Here is a 2,133-nt window from a genome sequence, read left to right as displayed (position 1 = left end):
CTCGAAAACTGACCACAGGCGGTTGGGCCTCGCAGTCAATAAGCGACCAAACGGAAGCGGACCATCTACGGGCGCGCGCGAAGATCGCCGAATTCCAGGCAAACCTGGCTGCGGCTCGGCGGCAGATCCAGGTGCTCGAGACCCAGCGCCCGCAGATCGAGGCCGACATCGCCGCCGCGACGGCGGCTCTTGAGCTGGCCGAGATCGAACTTGAAAGTACGATGGTGCGGTCGCCCGCTGACGGTTGGGTGAGTGAACGCCAGGCCAGGGTCGGGCAATATGTCCGTGCAGGTACCCTGCTGGTTGCGGTCGTGCCCCGAAATTTCTGGGTCATAGCCAATTTCAAGGAGACGCAGATTGCGGGGCTGCGGGTTGGAGACTGTATGGCGATCTCGATCGACGCCATCCCCGGGAGAGAATTCAAGGGGCGCGTCGAGAGCCTGTCGCCGGCCAGCGGGGCGCAGTTCGCGCTCCTGCCGCCCGACAACGCAACCGGTAATTTCACCCGCATCGTCCAGCGTATACCGGTCAAGATCACCTTTGATCCAGGGCAACCCGAACTCGATCGTCTGCGGCCCGGCATGTCGGCTCTGGTGGTTTTGTCCTCCGGAACCCAAGACCTGACCATGGCGCGGGTTGGTGCTTCCAAACGCTAAGGCTGCTCCCCCGATGTTTGGTCGCCAATGGCTGCTCCGGTCGGCACTTGCCGTGTATTCTTGATACCCGTACCTCCCGCCGGACCGCCCGCTGGTCATGCAAGCCGATGCGAAAGTATCGCCAACACCTTCGTGCAATAGCATAGTGGCAGCTGTTGTTACATCTGTTGTGCAAGGGCTGAACATCCGCCCTGGCAACCCCGTGACGTCCCGCAAAATTTGGACCGAACGTCGAAATAATGGAGCAGGTGATGAAATACGCAAAGACCAAGGAAGCGGTCAGCAGGCTCACGCCGGCGCAGTATCGCGTGACCCAGGAGCATGGAACTGAGCGCCCCTTCACAGGAGAGTATCATGACAACAAGGAGCCGGGCATTTATGTCGACGTCGTTTCCGGCGAACCGCTGTTTTCCTCTACCGACAAGTTCGACTCCGGAACCGGCTGGCCGAGCTTCACCACACCGATCGAGGCGGCAAACGTCAACGAACTGCGAGACGACTCGCATGGTATGATCCGCACCGAAGTTCGCTCGGTGCATGGCGACAGTCATCTTGGCCATCTCTTTCCCGACGGCCCCGAAGACCAGGGTGGGTTGCGCTACTGCATCAATTCCGCGGCGTTGCGCTTCATTCCGCGCTACGAAATGGAGGCCGAGGGCTACGGCGCCTACCTCAACCTCGTAAAGGGAGATCTAGAATGACCGAGAAAGCTGTTCTGGCGGGCGGTTGCTTCTGGGGCATGCAGGACCTGATCCGCAAGCTGCCGGGCGTCGTCCGCACCCGCGTAGGATATACCGGCGGCGACGTGCCCAACGCGACCTACCGCAATCACGGCAACCATGCCGAGGGCATAGAGATCATCTTCGACCCATCGAAAATCAGTTATCGTCGAATACTGGAGTACTTCTTCCAGATTCATGATCCCACCACGAGAGACCGACAAGGCAACGACTACGGAAGTTCCTACCGGTCGGCGATCTACTACGCGGACGATGAGCAGAGGCGGATAGCCGAAGATACAATCGCGGATGTGGACGCTTCGGGATTGTGGCCAGGCAAAGTGGTGACCGAGGTGGAGCCGGCGGAAGACTTCTGGGAAGCGGAGCCGGAGCACCAGGACTACCTGGAGCGCTACCCCGGCGGCTACAGTTGCCACTACCCACGCTCGGACTGGGTGCTGCCCCGGCGGGCCGCGGCCGAATAGCCGGCAAGCTCGTCTGCATCCGTAAATAGCGGGGAGCCGATACACATTCCGTCGTGCCTCGTCGATGCGGCCGGTTCTGATCGAAGGCATTCAGGCAAGAGGTTTGCAGCAGGCCGAGTTCCACTTCTTGCCGACAAGCACACCAGCCGAGCTCATCGGATGATCGAACGAGAGGCAAGGTTAAAGGCAGAGATGACCAAAGCAGATGAGCTCTCGGCTTTCCTCGACAGTCTTGGAAGGCTTCCCAATGGCTTCGCACGGGGCAGCTATGGC

3 protein-coding genes are annotated in these 2,133 nt (G+C 60.3%); all 3 read left to right on the top strand.

Going from position 1 to position 2,133, the window contains the following annotated elements; all coding sequences use genetic code 11:
* Positions 1-656: HlyD family secretion protein (locus tag EOA86_RS31980; RefSeq protein WP_164892197.1), on the top strand; the 656-nt coding region annotated here is incomplete at its 5' end.
* Positions 657-907: 251 nt separating this feature from the next.
* Positions 908-1,357, top strand: a complete 450-nt coding sequence (msrB, locus tag EOA86_RS31975; protein ID WP_128345254.1) for a peptide-methionine (R)-S-oxide reductase MsrB — start codon at positions 908-910, stop codon at positions 1,355-1,357.
* Positions 1,354-1,860 (top strand): peptide-methionine (S)-S-oxide reductase MsrA, encoded by a 507-nt coding sequence (msrA, locus tag EOA86_RS31970; protein WP_128345252.1) that lies wholly within the window; start codon positions 1,354-1,356, stop codon positions 1,858-1,860. Before msrB ends, msrA begins: the two co-directional genes overlap by 4 nt.
* Positions 1,861-2,133: the final 273 nt, after the last annotated feature.

It is taken from the genome of Mesorhizobium sp. M5C.F.Ca.IN.020.32.2.1, from assembly GCF_004023105.1.
Taxonomy (GTDB): domain Bacteria; phylum Pseudomonadota; class Alphaproteobacteria; order Rhizobiales; family Rhizobiaceae; genus Mesorhizobium; species Mesorhizobium wenxiniae.
This window is presented reverse-complemented; position numbering and strand designations above follow the sequence as displayed.